A 19,952-nucleotide genomic window follows, 5' to 3' on the forward strand; every position below is an offset into this window, starting at 1 on the left:
ATTTCTGGTATAATATAAAAGCAAATTGCCTATAGCAACTATAAATCAATATTTTTATCCGGCTGTAGCGCAGTTTGGTAGCGCGCTTGCTTCGGGAGCAAGAGGTCCCCGGTTCAAATCCGGGCAGCCGGACCATAAGTATAGTAACCTTTCCTTTCCGGAAAGGTCTTTTTTCTTTTAAATATAATTTTCCCTGTCATAAACACCTTCTTAAGCAAATATATATTAAACAAATTAATCAAGGGGGTGTTTTAATGAAAAAAATTTATTTATTAACATTTATTTTCATTCTACTTTTGTCTCTTACTGTATCAGCTAAAGGATTGGAATTAGTAGGTGGACTCACCTATAACACACTAGAAATGGATACTGAATGGAAAATCGATAATGACTATGATGAGTCTCCAGATGAAATTAATCTTGATATTGACGGCAATAACGGAGCAGGGTTTTATGCTGGTGCTCGCTACTGGTTTAATGATAAGCTGGCAGCTGGTTTAGGCTATGATTCTGTCAAAGCAGATTTATCATTAGGTGGTAAGGTTAAATTTAATTCAGAAGAATTTTACAGTCTTGACCTTGAAGAAGAAATTGAACTAGCCGGTCCTTATGGAGAGATAGTCTTCCGGGTTAATGACTATCTATCTTTCAGCGGTTCAATTGTTAAGTATGATTTAGAAACAAGTGGCAGCTATTCATATGGGGAATATGGTTATTCCGATAGTAGTGATATAACATTATTTGAGGGAGACGGACTCGGTTATATCCTGGCAGTAGATCTTAAGTATCCCATAAGAGATAACCTCTCCTTCATGGCCAATGCTGGTTATAGAAAAGCTGATATTGATGTTGAACTTGAAGATGATATAGAATCCTGGCTTGAATCCGATATTGATGGTGATGTAGAACTCAGCGGTTTCCGCTTTACTGCAGGTCTTTCTGTTAAGTATTAAATATCAATTTTTAAAAGGGGCTGTTTGAAAATAAGCAGCCCCTTTTACCTACCCTGGATTCAAGCTTACTCTACAGTATAGTCAGAAAAACCTTCTCCATATTTAAGATTATAACTGCCTATACTATCCCCACTTTCATTGATCACTTTAATCGAAACCAGCTCAGGCTTATTATTTTCAGCCCGCTGGGCTAAGTGATACTTCAATTTAAAGTCTGGATAAGGAATAAATCCATTATCATTATCTGCCAAACGGTTATATATCCTTCTGGCCAGGTCATCTGTTATAAAATCAGTTTCTTTAGTCATATAGAATTACCCTCTCTAATAATATTTAATCCATTAATACTTAAACTATTATTAATATTACCAATTTTATTTTTTAAATTCACTCAAAACTTACCTATACCTTAAAGCTGAAAAAATCCTTCTTTATTACTGCCCTGTTAATATGTGGATATTTATGTGGATAACTTTAACTCTAAACATCTTATCATGTAACTTTTGTCATAATAAGAATAAAATCAACCCTAAATTAAGACACTTTAAGAGTCTGTTGGAAAAGTATCAGTATATACCACCGGGGATTATATATCCCTTCACTCAACGGTAACACCTTAACTTCGTTCAGGGATATATAATCCCCTATTTATCTTTTCGAACACACACTTTAAGTGAAGAAAATAAATAATTATATATTCTTCTTTGTTATTCCTCAGAATTTATAAATACTATCCCAATATCTTCTATTTCTGCATTATAGGACAGTTCTTACAATCAGGGGCAGATTTCTTACAATATTCTTTAGCCAGTATAACCAATAGGGCATGGTATTCATTATATTTAACTACATCTGCTGGATAAACACTCATAATTTTTGCCTGTAAATCATGGTAAGCAATATCATCAGGTATATATCCTATTCTACTTAAAATTCGTTTAGTATAGGCATCAATAACAAATGTAGGATATTTACCAGCATAAAGTAGGATTGAATCAGCAGTCTCAGGACCAACACCATAAACATCCAGTAACTCTTTACGCAGTACTGGAAGGTCTACTTTAAACATCTTATTTAAATGACCAGCATATTTATTATATAGAAAATCAACAAAAGACTTTAGTTTTTTGGCCTTCATATTATAATATCCAGCAGGCTTAATTAAGTCAGCCAGTCTATCCTGCTGAATCTTTTTTATGGCTGAAGGTTTTAATAGGTTTGCCTCCCTTAAATTATCAATAGCCTTCTCAACATTTCTCCAGCTCACAGCTTGAGTCAGAATAGCCCCTATAATAGTTTCAAAAGGGCTCTCTGCTGGCCACCAGTGCTGTGGACCAAAATAATCATATAAAATAGAATATATTTCTACTACTGCCCTGCTAAAATTGATATCTTGATAATATTTACTACATTGATAAATTTCCTTCTCCCCCTTACTAAACTTTCTCCAGAATAGACCTGGCGATTATAATACCAGATACAGAAGCCTGCATTAACCCTCTGGTAATCCCGGCACCATCTCCACCGACATAAAGGTTCCTAAACTTTGTCTCCATATTTTTATCAACCTTTAATCTTGATGAATAAAATTTAACTTCCACACCATATAAAAGGGTATCCCTACTATATAAACCAGGGGCAAGTTTGTCCAGAGCCTCAATCATCTCTATAATATCCCTTAAATGACGGTAAGGTAAAACAAGACTCAAATCCCCTGGTGTTGCCTCTTTCATGGTTGGTTCTGTTATCCCCCTCTTGATCCGTTCTGGTGTTGAACGATGACCGTCTAAAAGATCACCTAGCCGCTGAACTAATACCCCACCGCCTAAGAGATTGGCCAGTTTGGCAATATCTTTACCATAGGTAATTGGTTCATGAAATGGTTCAGTAAATGTCTTACTTACCAGCAGAGCAAAGTTAGTATTTTCAGTTTTGATTTCAGCATGACTGTGACCGTTGACAGTAATTAAGCCCTGATTATTTTCATTTACTACCTGTCCATAGGGGGACATACAGAATGTCCTAACCCTATCATCAAAAGTAGGTGTCTGGTAAATAAGCTTTGATTCATAAATACTATTAGTCAATTCTTCGGTTATTACTGCAGGACATTCTACCCTGACACCAATATCTACTGGATTTATGGCCATCTCTATTCCCAGTCTACCGGCCTCTTTACTCAACCATTCCGCATTCTCACGCCCGGGAGCAGTTACCACAAAGTTAGCTTTTATGGTTTCTCCATTTTCACTCCTTACACCTACAACCTGCTCATTATCAACTAATAATTCTATTATATTTACACCAAATTTAATTTCAACACCACTATTAATAAGATAATCCTGCATCTCCTGTAAAACCTTCTGACTATAACCAGTTCCCAGATGACGCAGTCTGGCTGGTATAAACTTTAACTGGGCTTTAGTCGCCTCAGCCTTAATCTCTTCAACCCTTTCTTGATCAACACCAAAAATCCTGTCAGGAGCATTATATTTAAGATAGATACTATCTGCATAAGTAATCATTTCTTCCAATCTATCCCTGCCTATATATTTATGCAGATTACCACCTATCTCTGGTGATAAACTTAGTTTACCATCACTAAAAGCCCCTGCTCCACCCCAGCCCGATACAATTGAACAACTATCACACCTGAGACAGGCAGTCCCTTTTTCATCCATCGGACACGACCTTTGAGCCAGATTATTTCCTTTTTCTAATATCATTATATCCAGGCTTTCCTCTTTTCCAACTAATTCAAGGGCAGTAAATATTCCAGTCGGCCCTGAACCTACTATCACAACATCATATCTGTCCTTCATCAATTTCTCCCCCCTATTTTATAACATAAAACTGCCTCCGGATTAAAACCGGAGACATTTTTACTAGTTTTACTTAAAAGGTGACCTTTCAGTTGTATTTCTAATTAATGAAGCTAAATAAAGCTGTAAAGCTACAATAATTATAATAGTATAAAATGTACTTATAAATCCTCCTATCACCAGAAAATCATATAATCCATGGAAAAAAGTAACCAGTACAAAACCAAACCAGATCAATGACCTATCCTGTCTCTCCTTAGCCTTACTCAAGTAATAGCCAAAAATCCCAGTAAAAGAGGCATGTGCCAGACTGGTCAATACTGCCCTTGATAAACCAACACTCAGACCAAATAATGTTGCATAGACTAAGTTTTCAAAAGCAGCAAAACCAAGACCAACTGTTACACCATAGATAATTCCATCTACTGGTTCATCAAAATCAGGATGATTATAATGGAGCCTGTAAACCGTATATGATTTTAGTCCTTCCTCAACAAGACCAACTACAAAGATAGTACTCAAAAAAAGTATCAATAAGGGTGTTTGTGGAGTAACATACCCCCCAAAGGGTGATTCGAGTAAACTAGCTGGCAAAACAATCACTATACCCCAGAGGAAATCACGTATTATTAGATTAGTCGGTTCTGGATCATATTTATCTTGACGGTAGAAATACCAGACCCATAAAATTCCCGGTAATATTGAAACTAAAGATAATAATATTAAATTGATTATAACTCCCCCTTTTAGTTTGTAATATCCCTCCACCCCTTTTATTTATTCAATAAGAATTTGTTAATTCCTCTAAAATTTCCTAATATTTAATTGGATTTCAACCACTTGTTTTAAGTTCAAAAACCTCTTCTTTTCCCCTGGCATCCTTCAATTGCCAGACTATCCTGCCTTGGTAAACCTGTGGCTTAAGACTTGCCTTATAACTGGCCAGCTGATAGGGCAGCCTGGTCTCAAGAGCATTAAAGGGACAGGCTTTCACACATACCATGCAATCCCAGCAGTCCCGTTCACTCCTTATGTATGGCTTTTCTTTTGCAGAATCAACTGCAATCAGGTCACCAGGACAATATTTGATACAAGGTGGTTCATCTTGTGTACCACACCCACTACACAACTCATAATCTATCTTAATACTCATCATCATACCCCCTTTTAATCATTATTAAGGAACATAACGGTCACCAGAAACTAACTTCCTGTAGGGCCTCTCTATGATTTCTATCTCATTATTAACAAGCCTGCTATTAACAAACTTTAACCATTCTCTATCATTAAGATTGGGGAAATCTACCCTGCTTTGATATGCCGGCCATCTTGTTTCCTTGCGGTAAAGGAGATGCTTAATTAAAACCGCTGCAATATCTATTCTATCAATTACTTCATGGCAGTTCATTAACTGGTGATAGTCCTCAGCAATTAGATATTTCACTTGGGATCTTAAATGCTTGATTTTGTTTAAGGCCAGCAGTAATTCACTCTCATTCATTTCATAATATTTACTAACACCACCAGCATACTCATCCATAATCTTCTGTAATCGTTCTTCCATCTCCTCTGCTTTAACACCATCTTTATTTTCTATAGGCCTATATACCCTTTTCATCTCCATATCTACTACGGTATTATTAGACTCTTCTTGAGTATCATTACACCCTGCCACATATTCTACAGCATGCTCTGCTGCTATAAATCCTTCAGCCCAACAGCCACTGACAAACTTATAGGGGGCTCCACCTGCTACATCACCTGCTGCATAAAGCCCTTCAATAGTAGTCTGCCTGTTTTTATCTATCCAGTAACCAGACTGTGTATGACCACCTACCAAGTATGGTTCTGTCCCCTGTATTTCTATTGGTTCGCTACCAGGGTTAAAGTTGTTTGCTGCCCAGGATAATACCAGTTCTGGATACATATTTAAATAACTTTTTTTCAACTCATATATATCTTCTTCCTTAAGATGGGTTGTATCCATAAATACCGGCCCTCGGCCTTCCTTCTTTTCCTGGGTTGGACCATAAACCCGCAGTGGTGTTGGTGCACCTTCAGCACCCATATGTCCATACCTGGCAGCCATAAAACGCTCACCTCTGGAATTAATCTGACTAGCGCCGAAACCCAGGGCAAGTGTACCAGTAGGTGCAATAACATCTTTTGTCCTTAAGGCAATAAACCTCATTTCCAAGGACGTCATCTCCGCCCCTGCCCTGATACCCATTGCATAACCAGCCCCTGTATTAAAAGGTGAGTACCAGATTTTATGGTGTGATGAACCATCATTATTCGGTTTATATATACCAGCTGCCCCACCAGTACAAATAATTACTGCCTTGGCCTGAACTACATAGAAAATACCAGTTCTAACCCCAAATCCCATAACTCCTTCTACTTTGCCATCATCTAACAACAAATTAGTAACCAATACCCTGTTTATCACCCTTGCCCCATATTCAATTGCCTTATTAGCAATAATCGGTTTTAATGATTCTCCATTTATCTTGATATTCCATCTTCCCCTGGATATGTAATTGCCATCCTTATCCTTTTCAATGGGGAGACCCCAGCTCTCTACCCTCTGTACTACTTCATTAAGTCTTTCGGCCATTGACAACACTAAATCCTCCCTAACTAATCCCATAGCATCTGCCCTGACATATTTCACAAAACTCTCCGGGGTCTCACCGGGATTTATATAGGCATTAATAGCATTCATACCTGCTGCCAGACAACCACTGCGCGCTATATGAGCCTTCTCCAGTATTAGGACATCCAGTTCAGGGTTAAGCTCCCTGGCCCTAACTGCTGCTAGACAGCCGGCAGTACCACCCCCTATAATAAGGAGATCTGTTTTTAAAACTTCAGATGATATATTATTCATTTATCGATAACCCCTCCTACAAAAATTTACCTTATATACTATGCATTATTAAACACAAATGTGATGTTCTAAAATAAATAATAATAGTATAAAAAAAGCAGACCTTTAAGCCTGCTTCAAAACTGTCAAAATTTATTATTACTTCTTTTTCTAGAGTCTGTTCGAAAAGTCACTACTTATACCCCGGTGATTATATATCCCTTCACTCAACGGTAGCACCTTAACTTCGTTCTGGGAAATACAATCACCTAAAACAATTCTTTTCGAACACACACTTCTATTGCCAGATAAAGATCTGTGCTGTTAATCAGGAACTAAAGGTTAAATGAAAATGATTAGCTAGCAGAATACTTTATATCCCTTAAATACCGTGACTCTAGTTACAGATTTGTTTGATTTATATATAGTGCCAGTTCAGTTCTGTTCTGTAATTCTAATTTTTCCAAAACTTTTGTAACATAATTTTTTACAGTTCCTTCTGTCAAAAATAGTTTTTCAGAAATAGATTTATTACTCTTACCTTCAGCAACTAATTTAGCAACATCCAACTCTCTATCTGTTAATAATTGAAATTTATTATCTTTCTTTAAATCTTCATTTTCATTATGAGCATTATTATTTAATGACTTTAAAATTTTTTTAGTAACATCGGGATTGAGTAGGACATTTCCTTTATAAGCTGTTTTAATAGCATCAATTAGAACATCAGAATCGGAATCTTTTAAGATATAGCCATCAGCTCCGTTTTTTAGTCCGTTAAATATAAACTCATCCTCATTAAAAGTAGTTAAAATGATTATTTTTATATCAGGATACTTTTCTTTAATCAGTTTAGTTGCCTTAACTCCGTCCATGACAGGCATTCTGATATCCATAAGGACAACATCAGGAATCTTTTCAGGTATCATTTTAAGGGCCTGTTTACCATTCTCTGCTTCCCCTATAATATTTATTTTATTATCAAGGCTTAGTATCATTTTTATACCATCTCTTACAATTTGCTGATCATCGACAATTATTGTGTTAATCATATATTATTTTGCCCCCCTCTATATTTTAAGAATAATCAACTCATACCATATAATTTTATATTTTCTGGTATATAGGAATTTTTGCTTTTATTAAAAAACCTTCATTTTTATAGCTGTTAAAGTCAACATAACCACCTAAATTTTTTATCCTGTTTTCTATCCCCTTTAAACCATTTGACATAGTAATTTTATCACAACCCACACCATTATCCTTAATTATTAATATTAAATTATTTTTTTCTATAAATAATTTCAGTTTAAATAATGTTGCTTTTCCATGTTTTATACCATTTGTTAAACTTTCCCTAATTGTTTTATAGATACAAAGCTTAAAACTAGGATTTAAGGATTCTAAATCTTCCTTCATTATTAAATCTATTTTTATATCACCTAATGTTGAAAATTTATCTATAAGTTCATCTATAGAATTTCTTAGGCTTTCAATATTTCGTTCTTCCTTTAGTACAGTAACAGCCTCCCTTAATTTAGATGTACTAGATTTTGCAATATTCCTTGCTTTCATAATAACTTTTTGTGCTTTTTCCGGATTACTAGTAAAGGTTTTTTCTGCGAATTCCAGGTGCATTATTAGGGCCATCAATGAATGTCCCAAAGAATCATGAATTTCCTGAGCAACCCTTTCTCTTTCTCTGGCGATAGAAAGTTCTTCAATCTTTTGTGAGTATTCATGTAATTTTATATTTGATAGTTTTAATTTTTCATTTAGTTTTTTCGTTTCTTCTTTCTCTATATGTATAGAATGAGATATATATAGCATATAAATAATACTAAGGAAAACAAAGAATGATATTCCAGTCTTGATTAGCCTTTCATAAATATTAAGTTTTTCCATATCAGGAGCAGAAAAATTTATAATTAAAAGTAAAATACAATAGAGTAACAGAAATAGTTGCTTTTTTTTTGTCTTGATATAAAAAATTTCATTTACTTTAGAAAAAAAATAATAACCCACTATTAATAAATCAGGTGCTAAGTAACTTAATATAGCTACTAGAATTATAGATAAATCAAGTGAATAATAGTACCATTCATTTATCACTCTTTCATTAGTATTTCTTAAGAAATCATTTGTTATTAATAATAAAAATAAGATAGAAAATATTATTGTTTGAATATAATTTAAATTATTACAAATCTGATAATATGTTATTAATAGGATGAAAAAAAGAAGTATTATTTTAATATATTTATTATTTGTTAAATATTTACTCCGCTTTATCATTTATTAAGTTCTCCTCCTTAAAACTTCTGTTTAGATTATATCATCCAGGAAAGGATTTTAAAATATTACTTAAGTAATATGTAATTTGGTGTCTAAAGTAACTATAAAAAAATGGATTAATTAGTTATACTCTTGATATACTCTGAAATGTACAATATGGTATTTAGGTTAAGAATTAATAATTATCTTGTATTATTAAAATCACTATAAAGGGACTATAAAAAAATAATAAAATAATGAAGTGAAGGAATAAATAAATTTACTGGAAATTAAAATAAATAAAATTTAATGTCAGGGGGAATATACTTGACCCCTTTTCATATTAAATAGTATAATGTAGCAGTATTTGTATATTGAAACCAAGAAAATTGCAAGGGGGCATTTTACATTGAAAAGAATATTATTTCTATTTTTTTATTTGTTTTTGATAATAATACCTGTTTCATCAATAGGATTTGCTACATCTATTTCTGATTGGAAGACTTATGAAACAGATGATTTTATTATCTTTTATCCTCAAGGGTATGAAGCTCAGGCCAAAGAAACTCTCTATTATTTAAGTAAATATAAATCTAAAGTGGATACACTCACAGGTAATGATAATAAGATTAAAACACGCATTGTAATTCAGGATAGCGGCTTATTAACTGATGGTGAAGCTGAACCTATATCTGTTAAAATTAGCATTTTCACTTGTAATCCAGAGCTTTTTTCAAATATGATAAGTTATGATAGCTGGTTAAGACTGGTCAGTGTCCATGAGTATACACATATATCTCAAATGACTAATAGCAGTGGAACAGCATCTTCCTTAACTAAAATATTTGGTAATTATTTTTCACCAAATATCCATATCCCACTATGGATGATGGAAGGAATTACTGTATATAGTGAATCACAAGTCAGCCCTTATGAAGGGAGATTAAATGGTGGATATTTTGATACCCTTATAGCGAGTAAAGCAGCCGAGGGCAAATTACCATCTATTTTAGAAGCCAATTATGAGCATAATCATTTCCCTTTCGGACAATATTATCTTTATGGTGGACAATTCTTTAAATATTTAGCAGCAACTTATGGTGAAGAAAAAATCACCCAATTTTTTAACGAATATGGGTCATATTACTGGACACCTATAATAGGAGATTTCTTCCCTGCCCTAGGTATCGATAAAGCAGCAAAAAAAATATATGGTAAAACTTTTCCACAATTATTTGAAGAATGGCAGTTATATGAAACAAGCAAATATAAAGATTGGAAAATAAGTGGAACAGCGGTGGTTAAAAATAAACTAGGTGGAAGTATTTATGGTTTAAATTATGCCAAGAAAAAATTATATTATTTTAAAGTTAAACGCATTACTCCAGGACCTTTCAGATATTTTGAATTATATAATTTAGTAGAATATGATTTGGAAAATAATAAAGAAAGAATTTTAAAAACTTTTTCTGAACCCTGGAATGGTATGATTCAAATAGTAAACAACAAATTATATTTTTCTCTTCTCGATAAATCAGGAGAAAATGCTATTTTACATAGTTATGACTTGAAAACAAACCAAATACAAAAAATATTAAAAGATGATTTTAATGATTTCACTGCTTTAGATGATGAAATAATTATTTATGTCAAGAAAAACAAGGATAAATACGGTTCAGAAATATGGAAATATAGTAATAAAGACAAGCAAAAAATAGGGATTACGTTAGAGCTTATTAGTGAAATGAAATCTTATCGAGATAAATTTATTGTAGTTAGTAAAGAAGCTGTCGGTTCTTATGGCATAAAATATTTAAATATTGACGATCTATCTTTAGAAACAATTATTGATACTCCTTATGCTGAAGCAAATATGAACCTAATAGGAGATAAACTTTATTATAATAGTAACTATCAAGGATTTACTACTACCTATCAATATGATTTATACAAAAAGAAATTAGTTGAATTTACTGATGGTAATAACTCGATAAGAGGTATTCAAGCACTTGATTATAAAGATAATCTTTATTTTACTTCAATTTCTGCTGAAGAAATCAACTTATATAAAACTCCTTTAAATTATGAACCAGTACCAATACCCGAAACGGAAAATGTTGAAAGCGATGTTGATTTAGCTGATTTAGATATTGAAATAAAAGAAGGAAATGGATTGTCTAAAAGCTTAAATTATTTGCTTAAACCAAATGTAAGACTTTTCCCATCTTTGTTGGCAGGACAAGATGCATTGGGTTTAAATTCCTATTCGATAGACTATTCTGATGATGGATTAGATTATTATTTCAACTCACAAATGTTATTACCATTTACTATAAGTCATGCTACACCAGATGATGATGACGAGGAAAGAGAGACAAAATTAGATGTATTTCTCCCTTTATCTTCAAATGTAATCTTAGATTATAATACTAATTTTAGTGAAGATGCTATTCCAGGCATAAGGTTTCTTTTACCTTCAGTTAGACAAAATCTAGCACTTTATTTACAAACTAACGTTAATAGTGATGGTGTTAATAGTGAATTGAATTACAGTTATTTATTTGATAATAGTAGTATTATTCTCCAAGGAAGTAAATTCGAAGATTTTGAAAAAGATGCTGATATTAGGGGTTTTGATTTTGACGATTTTGATAATGGTTACCAGGGGAGCCTTGAATATCTTTACAAATTAGCAGAAATAAAAAAGGGGTTATGGAATCCAAATATCTTTATTGGTGATATTTATGCTAGTGTTTTCGTTGACTACTTTAATGATACTGATTTAGATAATGAAGAATCAGCCTATGGCTATGAATTATCTTTTGAAATAGGTATGGCACAGCAAATTCATTTTGTTCCTATGATTGGTGTTGCTGTATCTGATGATGATACAGAAAAATATCTTGGTTTTAAAATCCTTGGTTTTTTCTAGTGTTATAATTAGTTAGCTTTCTTTTAAATAACCTATCATTAATAATCTACAGACATCTTCTACAATACATCTAAGCAAAGTAAGACAAAAGTATAAGCTTATTTTGGGACAAATAATTTCAAACAATTTTTCTAAAAAAGGCACCCTATTGCAGGATGCCTTTTTACTATAGATTATTATTAATTCTAAGTATGTTTAAGAACCATAAGCCTGACGGTAGACCTCTTTTAGCTCCGTTACTAGCGGCATTCTGGGATTAGTACCAGTACACTGGTCATTAAAGGCAATGTCTGCCATATCATCCAGTTCCTTTTCAAACTCTTTCTTTTCCACACCAGCCTCTGCTAAACTTAAGGGCACCTTTACTTCTTTCATCAAGTCTTTTACAGCTTTGATCAGGCTATCAACTCCCTTTTCACTGGTATCTGCGGGCAGCTCCAACATTTCTGCAATCTCAGCATACCTCTGGTCAGCCTTTGGATATTCATACTGTGGAAAAGCCGCCAGTTTACTTGGTTTACCAGCATTATATTTAATAACATGAGGAAGTAGAATAGCATTTGCCCTGCCGTGTGGTATATGGAACTTACCACCAAGAATATGTGCCATACTATGATTAATCCCCAGAAAGGCATTAGTAAAGGCCATACCGGCAAGGCAGGAAGCATTATGCATTTTCTCTCTGGCCTCTTTATCACTACCATCTTTATATGCCCTTGGTAAATATTTAAAGACTAGCTTAATAGCCTTCTCTGCCAGAGCATCTGTATAATCAGAAGCCATCACAGACACATAAGCTTCAATAGCATGTGTTAAAACATCCAAACCTGTATCAGCAGTTACAGAGGCTGGTACAGTCATAACCAGTTCCGGATCAATAACAGCTATATCTGGAGTAAGTTCATAATCTGCCAATGGATATTTTATATTCTTCTTTTTATCTGTTATTACTGAAAAAGCGGTAACCTCTGACCCTGTACCGGAAGTGGTAGGAACAGCTACAAAAGTCGCTCTCCTCCCCAGGGCTGGAAACTTAAAGGCCCTCTTTCTGATATCCATAAACTTAAGTTTTAAATCATCAAATTTAATATCCGGGTGTTCATAAAACAACCACATTCCTTTAGCAGCATCCATTGCTGAACCACCACCAAGGGCAATAATAAGGTCAGGTTCAACGTCTTCCATAGCCTGACAGCCACGCTGTACTGTTTCGACAGATGGATCAGGCTCCACATCAGAAAAAACCTCCATTGCTATATCTGCTTTATCTAGCTGATAGGCCACCTTATCAACAAAACCAAGGTCGACCATGGTCTGGTCTGTGATAATAAAGGCAGTCTTACCTTTTAATTTGCTTAAGTATTGTAAAGAACCATATTCAAAATATAGTTTTGGTGGAACCTTAAACCACTTCATCCTTTCCTTACGAATAGTTACCTTCTTAATATTCAATAGGTTCTTAACACTAACATTATCGGTTGTTGAGTTTCTACCCATTGAACCACAGCCTAAAGTTAGTGAAGGGTTATTAGTATTATAGATATTTCCAATAGCACCATGTGAAGAAGGCGAATTAACCAGCAGCCTCCCTGTTCTGATACGTTCACTAAATTTATTAATAACCTCTCTATCATTAGAGTGAATAACCGCTGAATGACCTAATCCTCCAAATTCTGTCATCTCTTCACAACGTTTAATACCCTCCTGATAGTTTTTTACCACATAACAGGCCAGAATAGGACTTAACTTCTCACGGGACAAAGGATAATCAGGACCAACACCCTCTAATTCAGCAATCAGTATCTTGGTATCCTCTGGCACCTTAATCCCAGCCATCCTGGCAATTTTGGCAGCAGATTGACCAACAACAGCAGGACTCATAGCATTTTTTTCTTGATCTATAGCTATCCTGGATAAACTCTTTATTTCATTTTTATTAAGGAAGTAACAATTATTCTCTTTCATCAGGTCTTTGACCTCATCAGCAACATCCTGATCTATAATAATTGCCTGTTCTGAGGCACAGATAGTGCCGTTATCAAAGGTTTTGCTTAAAATAAGGTCAGCTACTGCTTGTTTAAGGTTAGCACTTTTTTCAATATAACAGGGAACATTACCAGGACCAACACCAAGGGCAGGTTTACCACTGGAATAAGCTGATTTAACCATACCAGACCCACCTGTAGCCAGTATCAGATGAATATCCGGGTGTTTCATCAAATAATTAGTAGCCTCCAAGGAAGGTTTTTCTATCCAGAGAATACAATCCTCCGGCGCACCTGCTGCAACAGCTGCCTCTTTCATTACCCTGGCTGCTTCTATACTACATTTTAAGGCAGTCGGATGGAAACTAAAGATAATAGGGTTTCTTGTTTTAGCACAGATTAATGACTTAAACATAGTAGTAGAAGTAGGGTTGGTTACTGGTGTAAGACCAGCAATAACCCCAATCGGCTCAGCTACCTCCTGATAATTTTCAGCTGGATTTTCTGATATAATTCCAACTGTTTTTTCATATTTAATATCATGATAGACATATTCAGATGAAAAAAGATTTTTGGTAATCTTATCTTCATAAACCCCCATACCAGTTTCCTGATGAGCCATCCTGGCCAGTTCAATATGCTTATCTACCCCTGCCAGGGCCATTCTTTTAGTTATCTCATTGATTTTTTCCTGACTCAGTTTTTTATATTCTTCACCCGCCCTGACCGCCTTCCTGACTAATCTATCAACCATTTCCTCAACTGTTTCATTTTCCTTAAGAGTAGCAATCCTTTTTGCCGTACTAGTAGTCATCTTTTCATCCCTCCACTTATTTTCTTATATACCTTATGATTTTGACCCAAATTTTTCATCAATCATATATGACAGTGTCAATAGACTCTCACTAATGTGCACATTTTCAACCAGTACCTTTCCACTATAGTTTAAATTAACTGGAGCAAAATTCCAGATACCCCTTATCCCCCCCCTTACAAAGATATCTGCAACATCTACAGCACTCTCTGGTGGTGTAGTAATAATACCGATATCTATCCTATTATTTGTCAAAAAGTCAGCCAGCAGACTGATATCCTGAACAAGAAGACCAGCAACCTCCTGCCCAATAAGCTCTGGATTTACATCAAATATTCCTTTAATATAAAACCCCCTTCTCTTAAAATTAGGATAATTAATAATTGCCTTACCAAGGTTTCCAGCCCCGGCAAGCACCATATCCATTTGATTATCTAAACCAAGTATCTTAGCAATTGCCTCCTTTAAATTAGCAACTCTATAGCCATACCCCCGTTGACCAAAATTACCAAACTGACTTAGATCCTGTCTTATCTGAGAAGCAGTAACACCCAATTTTTCCGCTAATTCACTTGAGGATATTCTCTCAACCCCTTTTGAATGTAATGTAGTAAGAAAGCGGTAATAGACAGGCAGTCTTTTAATAACACTTACTGCTATTGGCTTCTCCTTCTTTTTAGACATTCATCTCCACCTCTCTGCTCATCTTCTTTAAAAGTCCCTTGGCCTTAGCCGGACCTGTCATGGTACCAGGCCCACCTATACAACCATCCTGACAGCCCATTCCTTCCATAAAATCTATTTTAAATACCCCTCTGGAAATTTGTTTTAATAATTTATCACAATCCCTTATTCCAGCAGCAGTTTTAACCTGTAAACCATCTCTTTCCATACTATTTAAAATAGCCTTACTAACCCCTCCAGCAGCACAGAAATTTAAGGCATCAATAGAGGGATTTTCAAAATTATTATCTCTTCTGGACTTTTCACCACCCAGTTTAGCCAGATTAATACCTGCCCCTACTAAAACAGCAGCAATCTCTTCATAGGTAAGCACTCCATCTATTAGACCATTACTTTCTCTTACCGCTTCACCCTTTTTCGCCAGACAGGGACCAATAAATATATTTTTAATATCCTCATCACCCGACTTCTTAAGCAGTCTAGCAGTTTTAAGCATAGGTGACTCAGTAGTTGAGATACCAGCAGTTAATTCTGGGTAATGTTTATTTATTAAATTTTTAAAAGAAGGACAGCAAGAATTAAAGGTAACACCTTTATTAAATTCTATATTTTCCAGCAATTCCCTGCTTTCTTCTCTAATTACCTCATCAGCACCGACTGCTACCATAACAACCCTGGTAAACCCAAGCTTTTTTAAACCCTCTTTAAGTACATCCCAGTCTACTCCTGGCCCAAATTGCCCAATAAATGATGGGGCTACCAGAGCAACTGTTTCTGATTGACTATCCCTTAACATTTTAATGACATTTACTATTTCAGACCTGTAGGAAATAGCACCAAAGGGACAGGCAACAATACAGGCACCACACTCAACACAATTCCCCTCTTCAATAGCAGCACTAGCCTTATCGCCAGACACTACTGCATCAACAGCACAGGCCCTACTACAGGGACGTTCTATCTCTACTATTGCACCATAGGAACAGGCCTTAGCACATAGGCCACATTCAATACACTTTTCCCTAATTATAAAAGCCCTGTTATCAACTATTTTGATTGCATCCCGAGGACAACTATTAACACAATTATGGGCTACACAGTTACGACAGGCGTTAGTAACAAACATCTTATCTATTGAACAATGGTCACAGGCCTCCTCAATCAAAGTAATATATGGTTTATTACTTCTTGCTACTGGTTGATCAAGTACATCCCTGGCCAATTCCTCAAGCCTCTTCTTACTATCTTCTACTGTAATATCTATCCCTATAGCAAGTTTAATTCGTTCTTGAAGAATCGCCTGTTCTTTATATTGACAACAGCGGTAACTTGTTAAGCCTTCATCTGTTAATTTCTTTGGTAAGTCCTCAATATCTTCAACTAATCTATTATTAAATATTAAAGCAGCAACCTCTGTAAGGACCCTCCGGCGTATCTTGGTTACTTCTGAAATAACTTCAGCCATTTTATTTCACCACCTTAGGTTTATATTAAGCTTTTTTTTATCTCCTCGACAACAGTTTCAGGTGTGACCTTATCCAGTACTACACCGGCTATCCGCACATTCGGACCCTTACCACATCTATCCATACACTGTACATACCTTAAATCAATTTTTTCCTTTATATTATCTGCCAGTCTATCCAGACATTCCATAATCAAATTGCTTCCCATCAAGTGACAGGAGGTACCAACACAAACCTCTATACTTATTTTTTCACTCATCTACCTAACCCCCTAATATTTCTCTATATATACCTCTTTTCCATATTTACGAAGCAGATTAACTAATTTACCGATTATTACTGGTCTGGGCTTTAACTGGAGTGACTTCATCAGCTCTTCATGTGCCGGATTTACAGCTGAACCCATCAAAAAAGTAATCTCATCAGCCTTTAAGAGGGATTCAGTTAAAACACTTGCCCCATCTCCTTTAGAATCAAGCCCACTTATATCACTAAAATTATTTCTTTCTGATAATTGTTTGATTTTATCAACTGCCTTATTCAGGGTCAATATCCCTTCCGTTACCAGGTCTATACCCTCAATTTCAGCTATTGGTGGTACACTGGGATCTATATAATCCAGGGATGTTTCTATCTCAAGCCCAAGTTCCCGGGCAACCATATTACCAGTAGCCCCACCACAGACTATCTTTTGAGTATTTATATAATCAAAAAATTTATCTACTAGCTGACTATCATATCTCCTTTTCTGGGGTGGGCCTGTCAGAACAACAGTAGACCTCGGCCTTCTTGATTTAATAACAAGAGCAGTAGAATCATCCCCTGCTTTTCCCATGTAACAGGCCTCTGTCAGGCCAATAATCTTCTCAGCAACCTTATCTGCTGCTTGCTCTGTCAGATTGCGTTTGAAAATATTATCAAGTAAACGGTCACGTCCCAGTCCCAGTTCAAAGAGTCCTCCTACCCCTGCATTAATAACCCCATCACTGATCAGAAATAACAGGTCATTTAATTCCAGTTGAAAAAAACTCTCATATACCTCTTTACCTGCTATATTCCTCTTTATCTTCTTGATAGGAACAATATCATTATCCCTGATTAACATAAGTGAAGGATTATCATATTCTATCAAATGAGCGCTACCATCTATTTTCACTTTCAGAATTGATAATGTTGAATAAGCAATCCCCCGCACCTTACAAATCGGGAGTGTATCAGCAATTGTTGTAAATACTTCTTCCAGTCCAATATTCTTCTCCAGCATCCTGGAAGCTATCTGGGTAGAAAGGATTGATAAGATACTGGCTTTAATACCACTACCCAGTCCATCAGATAATATGACAGTAGTTGAATCCTTTTCTTCGATTATTTTGGTAGTATCACCACATACCTCTTCCCCTTTTTTGCAAAGACTGGCAATGCCGATGTCAACTTTCATCTTCACCTGTATTCGCCTCTTTTCTATTCATTATATCAATTAATTCAAGAAGTGTTGCTTTAGTCTCTGCTGTACTTTCACCCAGTAAACCAGCAATTTGCTGGGCAACTTTCATCTGTTCACGTATTACCCTTTTGGCCTTATTAAGGGCTGACAGCTTCATATCATCAATCTCTGCCTTGCGTTTTTCTTCTGCTGTTACATCAGTAATTAATCCTATTACAACCCCATATTTCTCCAGTGGATAAATACTTTCCCTGGTTATCAAACTATACTGTTCATATTCCTTATATTTATCAGTAATTATCTCCTGATTATCCCTGACTTCAATATAATCTGCCGGATCAACAAAGGAAGATAAATATTTACCTTTAGGCTTAATACCTTTTCTATTAAACATTTTCTCAGCTGTTGGATTAAATTCTTGAATAATCATATCTTCATTGACGATAATAATGCCATTTAAAGAACTGTCAACAACTGCATGTGATAGTGATTCTGCTTTTTCCCGCATATATGGGATACACATCTCCACTTCAGCCCTCCCATTATATACCGCTACAGCCTTTTCCCGACAACTGGAATAACCACAACCACCGCAATTACTTTCATCCTCTGGGGTAAACTTACCTGTCAAGGCAAGAATCTCCCTTATCTCTTCTTCACTAGGCAATTTATCCTTCTGCTGATAATGTCGATATTTCCTTTGATAATTTCTAGGAGAAATATCATTTTCCTCATTAAACCGGGGTGTATCTTCTATAAACTCACTTAATCTCATCTTGCGATGGGCAACACCATAATCATTAGCCATAGCCGGCCCACCAATACAGCCCCCCTTACAACCAAGGGCCTCAACAAAACGGGGACTTATCAATCCCTCTTCCATATCTTTAAAGACCTCTATAGCTTCCTCTACACCCGAAACGGTAATTACATCACCCAGGAGTGAGCCCTTTATTCCTGCTACTTCAAGTATCCCCCTGTGTAGTGGATAGGCCCTCGCCCTTGAAGAAATACAATCAGGATAGATATCTGCCAGACTATCTGCTTCAATACCTTTGTCCTTAAAAAACTCTATTATTTCTTCAAAAGTCAAAACAGCATCTAAAGGATTATCTTCATCCCAGCTGATCTCCTCCTTTTTACTAAAACAGGGGCCGATAAAGATAATTTTATAATCCTCACCCAATTTTTCCCTTAATAAACGAGCATGAATCATCATCGGTGACATAACAGGGGACAATTTATCTATTAGACTATGAAAATTTTTTTCTATCAAACTTACAATAGTAGGACAGCAACTTGATATTAACGAATCATTACCTTCATCATGACAGACATCATAATATTCCCTGCTAACTATCTCCGCAGCCAGAGCTGTCTCTTCAATTACAGCTATCCCCAGTTCTTTAAGACCAGCTACTAATTTCCAGGGGGTTTGATAAGTTGTAGCTGCCAGATATGAAGGGGCTAAACTCACTGCTATTTTTTCTCCATCAAGCAGATACTTATCCAGAATATCTATAGCAGATACTGTCGTCTTAGCATTCTGTGGACATATCTCTATACATCTACCACATAAAATACATCTTTCTTCTATTACCCAGGCCTGATCATCATTTAAACCAATTGCCTTTAGGGGACAGTGTCTTATACATTTGTAACAATCCTTACATTTAGCTTCACTGGTTAAAATAATAGCCATATATCTT

The 19,952-nt window shown here is 35.4% G+C and carries 16 protein-coding genes and 1 tRNA gene; 3 read left to right on the forward strand and 14 right to left on the reverse strand.

The annotated features are described in order from the left end of the window. Positions 1–58: 58 nt before the first annotated feature. Both D7D81_RS17645 and D7D81_RS17650 read left to right on the forward strand, forming a co-directional pair. Positions 59–135: transfer RNA gene (locus tag D7D81_RS17645), tRNA-Pro, on the forward strand. Positions 136–254: 119 nt separating this feature from the next. Beyond that, positions 255–953, forward strand: coding sequence for a hypothetical protein (locus D7D81_RS17650; RefSeq protein ID WP_125991336.1), 699 nt, complete (start codon positions 255–257; stop codon positions 951–953). 65 nt (positions 954–1,018) lie between these two features. On the opposite strand, the gene D7D81_RS17655 is transcribed toward D7D81_RS17650, so the two are convergent. The 8 genes from D7D81_RS17655 to D7D81_RS17695 form a co-directional block, all read right to left on the reverse strand. After that, positions 1,019–1,261, reverse strand: a complete 243-nt coding sequence (locus tag D7D81_RS17655) for a hypothetical protein (RefSeq protein ID WP_125991337.1) — start codon at positions 1,259–1,261, stop codon at positions 1,019–1,021. Between the two features lie 437 nt (positions 1,262–1,698). Further along, a complete protein-coding gene (locus D7D81_RS17665) occupies positions 1,699–2,220 on the reverse strand; it encodes an endonuclease III domain-containing protein (RefSeq protein WP_286169894.1) in 522 nt (173 codons plus the stop codon). A gap of 169 nt (positions 2,221–2,389) precedes the next feature. Continuing rightward, a complete protein-coding gene (locus D7D81_RS17670) occupies positions 2,390–3,775 on the reverse strand; it encodes an NAD(P)/FAD-dependent oxidoreductase (RefSeq protein WP_125991339.1) in 1,386 nt (461 codons plus the stop codon). A 69-nt stretch (positions 3,776–3,844) separates the two neighbouring features. After that, entirely contained in the window at positions 3,845–4,543 is a 699-nt protein-coding gene (locus tag D7D81_RS17675) for a PrsW family intramembrane metalloprotease (protein ID WP_164522340.1), read from the reverse strand. Between the two features lie 64 nt (positions 4,544–4,607). Then, on the reverse strand, positions 4,608–4,934 hold the full coding sequence (locus tag D7D81_RS17680) for a 4Fe-4S binding protein (protein WP_286169895.1): 327 nt from the start codon (positions 4,932–4,934) through the stop codon (positions 4,608–4,610). A gap of 18 nt (positions 4,935–4,952) precedes the next feature. Next, a complete protein-coding gene (locus tag D7D81_RS17685) occupies positions 4,953–6,665 on the reverse strand; it encodes an adenylyl-sulfate reductase subunit alpha (protein WP_125991341.1) in 1,713 nt (570 codons plus the stop codon). 380 nt (positions 6,666–7,045) lie between these two features. After that, a complete protein-coding gene (locus tag D7D81_RS17690; RefSeq protein WP_125991342.1) occupies positions 7,046–7,696 on the reverse strand; it encodes a response regulator transcription factor in 651 nt (216 codons plus the stop codon). 55 nt (positions 7,697–7,751) lie between these two features. Continuing rightward, complete coding sequence (locus D7D81_RS17695; RefSeq protein ID WP_164522341.1) at positions 7,752–8,549, reverse strand: sensor histidine kinase; 798 nt, start codon at positions 8,547–8,549, stop codon at positions 7,752–7,754. Positions 8,550–9,327: 778 nt separating this feature from the next. On the opposite strand from D7D81_RS17695, the gene D7D81_RS17700 reads away from it, so the two are divergent. Next, complete coding sequence (locus tag D7D81_RS17700) at positions 9,328–11,850, forward strand: gluzincin family metallopeptidase (RefSeq protein ID WP_125991344.1); 2,523 nt, start codon at positions 9,328–9,330, stop codon at positions 11,848–11,850. A 195-nt stretch (positions 11,851–12,045) separates the two neighbouring features. Here the strand turns inward: D7D81_RS17700 and adhE are convergent, their stop codons facing one another. The 6 genes from adhE to D7D81_RS17730 form a co-directional block, all read right to left on the reverse strand. Continuing rightward, positions 12,046–14,589, reverse strand: a complete 2,544-nt coding sequence (gene adhE, locus D7D81_RS17705; protein WP_502700031.1) for a bifunctional acetaldehyde-CoA/alcohol dehydrogenase — start codon at positions 14,587–14,589, stop codon at positions 12,046–12,048. A 93-nt stretch (positions 14,590–14,682) separates the two neighbouring features. Further along, complete coding sequence (locus tag D7D81_RS17710; RefSeq protein ID WP_125991346.1) at positions 14,683–15,333, reverse strand: redox-sensing transcriptional repressor Rex; 651 nt, start codon at positions 15,331–15,333, stop codon at positions 14,683–14,685. After that, entirely contained in the window at positions 15,326–16,798 is a 1,473-nt protein-coding gene (locus D7D81_RS17715; protein WP_125991347.1) for a monomeric [FeFe] hydrogenase, read from the reverse strand. Before D7D81_RS17715 ends, D7D81_RS17710 begins: the two co-directional genes overlap by 8 nt. A 20-nt stretch (positions 16,799–16,818) precedes the next feature. After that, positions 16,819–17,058 (reverse strand): (2Fe-2S) ferredoxin domain-containing protein, encoded by a 240-nt coding sequence (locus tag D7D81_RS17720; RefSeq protein WP_125991348.1) that lies wholly within the window; start codon positions 17,056–17,058, stop codon positions 16,819–16,821. A gap of 12 nt (positions 17,059–17,070) precedes the next feature. Next, a complete protein-coding gene (locus D7D81_RS17725; RefSeq protein ID WP_286170415.1) occupies positions 17,071–18,237 on the reverse strand; it encodes a SpoIIE family protein phosphatase in 1,167 nt (388 codons plus the stop codon). Next, complete coding sequence (locus D7D81_RS17730; protein WP_125991350.1) at positions 18,227–19,945, reverse strand: [Fe-Fe] hydrogenase large subunit C-terminal domain-containing protein; 1,719 nt, start codon at positions 19,943–19,945, stop codon at positions 18,227–18,229. The genes D7D81_RS17725 and D7D81_RS17730 overlap by 11 nt, the downstream gene beginning before the upstream one ends. Between the last annotated feature and the right edge of the window lie 7 nt (positions 19,946–19,952).

Origin of the sequence: Halocella sp. SP3-1 (assembly GCF_003953885.1) — a bacterium.
GTDB classification, from domain to species: domain Bacteria; phylum Bacillota; class Halanaerobiia; order Halanaerobiales; family DTU029; genus Iocasia; species Iocasia fonsfrigidae.